Genomic DNA, 2,825 nt, shown 5'->3' with positions numbered 1-2,825 from the left:
CTGTCGCAATAACCTGAATATGTAAAGAACGTTCATCACCAATAATTTTTCTGATTTCTCTCATATGTCCAAAGAAATCCTTTGGGCTAGTCTTTTTTACAATACTTGGGTTACTTGTGACACCTACGATTGGTAAGTGATCCACTGCATCTCTAATTTCTTCTAAATCAACTGTATCAATAATAAATTCCATTGTTTTTTTCCTCCTATAAACTCTGTTCAGTTCTACCGATAATATCATCCTGAGTTGCTTTAGATAATACATTGAAGAATGCACTATATCCTGCAACACGTACAATTAAGTCTTTATGATTTTCTGGATGCTTCTGTGCATCAATAAGTGTTTCTTTAGAAACAATGTTGTACTGTACATGGTAACCATGGAGACGATTAAAGAATGTACGAATCAATAATTCTAGTTTCTGTTTGTTTTCTTCTGTAGAAAGCATCTGTGGTGTCATCTTCTGGTTAAGAAGTACGCCTCCTGTGATCTTTTCAGTACGAAGCTTAGATATACTCTTGAATACTGCAGTAGGACCATTCTTATCTGTGTTATGTGCTGGAGAACATCCTTCAGCGAGTGGTTCATGTGCATTTCTTCCATCAGGAGTAGCCATTGTACCCATACCCTGACCTACATTGGCACTAATTGAAGAAGTACCTGCATAACGAATACCACCAATAGGACCTCTATTATAACGAGTATTTGGATACTTTTTGATTTCATCAATATAAGAATCATATGCTTCTACAATTAAGTTATCTGCATAATCATCATCATTACCATACTTAGGTGCTTCATCATTCAACATTTCCTGAATCTTCTTGTTTTCAGGTGACTGGAAATCATCTAAGATAGCATTCCATAACTGTTCTCTTGTGATCTTCTTTTCATCATAAACAAGCTTCTTGATAGCTGCTAAGCTGTTTGCCATATTCGCAATACCAACCTGAAGACCTGAAATGAAGTCATACACTGCACCACCTTCTTTGATAGTCTTACCTCTACCAATACAATCATCAGTCAATGCAGAACATAGCATATCAGGTACATCTCTTTCAGATGCCTTATCAATAAAGTTTTCTACAATAACACTATAACGTGTCATTTCTCTTACTGTTTTGTCCCATGCTGCAAGTAAATCTTCATAAGTTTCCATTTCAGTAAAGTAACCATGGCCCTTAGTGAAACGTTTGTTTGTAGTTAAGTCAACACCATTATTCATTGTACATAATAATACTCTTGGGAAGTTGACATAAGACATACCTGTACAACGATATCCCCATTTACCAGGAACAGCTGTTTCTACACATCCGATAGCACTATGATTATAAGCATCTTCTTCCTTAACACCCCAGTTAATGAATGAAGGAATAATGATTTCATCATTATTTAATGCTGGCATACCAAATCCTAGTTTCATTACTTCAATACATTCATCAAAGAAGTGTTTATTGAGGTTTGCATGATAACGTACAGTTAAGTTAGGCTGAGTGAGTCTTGTCTGAGCCACTGATTTTAATACCGCAAAACTTAATTCATTCACTGCATCCTTCTTGTCAGTAGTCTGACCACCAATAGTGACATTCTGATACATTGGAGAACCAGCTGAACTTAATGTATGAGCCTGTGAACGTACCTTATTGACTGTGAGTGTCTTGATCCATAAACAAGTAAGAAGTTCTAATGCTTCTTCTTCAGTGATCTTCTTTTCGTTGATATCTTTAATATAGTAAGGATACATATACTGGTCAAAACGTCCGTAGCTTAATGAATGACCATTTGATTCAATCTGAAGAATCAACTGAATAAACCATACAGATTGTACTGCTTCACGGAATGAATGTGCTGGTTCATAAGGTACCTTTGCACAAATTCTGCTTATTTCTAATAATTCTTCTTTTCTTGCAGGATTTGTTTCTTTTTCTGCCATTTCCTTTGCAAGAGAACTATAACGAAGAGTGAATGTATGCACGGCTTCAATAACAGTTAAAACTGAATTATAGAACACATACTTATCAACACTATCAGGCTGAGCCAAATCAAGCTTTTCTTTCATTTCTCTTGTATAAGCTTCATAACCCTTTAAGCCCTGTGCAAGAATACGTTCATAATTAACTGCAAGATGTGCATCCCCAGCATTCAACTTACCTTCCATGCCAAAGACACCTGTTTCCATAAATACACTCACTTCATCAGGGAGTAAAGCTTCACCTCTTGCACGTAGGTTATTATTTTCCCAGAAAGGTGCAATATCTCTTAATTGCTGTTTTGTTTCTTCAGTAATATAGAATACATCACCATCTCTCTTTTCAAAAAGATCTAATTCATCCATGATGAACTTCATTGTATATTCAGGGAATACTGGTGCATTACAATTCTTTGTAGACTGGTTACCTACAATAAGTGTTTTATCTTCAATATAGATAGACATGTTTTCAAGAATCTTCTTCAACATTCTTGCACGAACCATCACACGTGGCTGATTTAAGTTTTCCTTATAAGCCTCAGTCGCAAGAACAGCACGTTCTCCATCTACATAAGGCTTTTCATCTAATACTTCTTCTCTGAAAGCTTTCATTCTTTCAGTTAACTGACCAAAATGCTGAGTATTTTCCATTTTTGTTCCTCCTAAAGTTTCATACGTAAGTTTTATATCTTTCATTACAAACACATCATACGCACAAAAGCGTTATCAGTCAACTATAAATTATGAAAATAATATTATAAACTTTCATATGAAACTTTTTGTGTTGCGAAACATAAGTAGAAATGATAGGATAGAAGCGAAAAGACAAACTATTAAATGTCAATAAATAGTTAA

At 35.0% G+C, this 2,825-nt stretch carries 2 protein-coding genes; both read right to left on the bottom strand.

Features of this window, described 5'->3' with window-relative positions; translation table 11 throughout:
• Nucleotides 1-193, bottom strand: a 193-nt coding sequence (locus QVO42_RS07820; protein ID WP_288164095.1) for a transaldolase family protein, incomplete at its 3' end; no start/stop codon positions are given.
• Nucleotides 194-206: 13 nt separating this feature from the next.
• The gene (locus QVO42_RS07815) at nt 207-2,621 is read right to left on the bottom strand and encodes a glycyl radical protein (protein ID WP_022425567.1); all 2,415 of its coding nucleotides are present in this window, start codon (nt 2,619-2,621) and stop codon (nt 207-209) included.
• Nucleotides 2,622-2,825: the final 204 nt, after the last annotated feature.

This window comes from Catenibacterium sp. CAG:290, assembly GCF_000437715.1.
Taxonomy (GTDB): Bacteria; Bacillota_I; Bacilli_A; order Erysipelotrichales; family Coprobacillaceae; genus Catenibacterium; species Catenibacterium mitsuoka_A.
This window is presented reverse-complemented; position numbering and strand designations above follow the sequence as displayed.

Bases quoted from the DNA above. Each gene is read 5' to 3' on its own strand.
- QVO42_RS07815 (WP_022425567.1), bottom strand. From the start codon at position 2,621: ATGGAAAATACTCAGCATTTTGGTCAGTTAACTGAAAGAATGAAAGCT.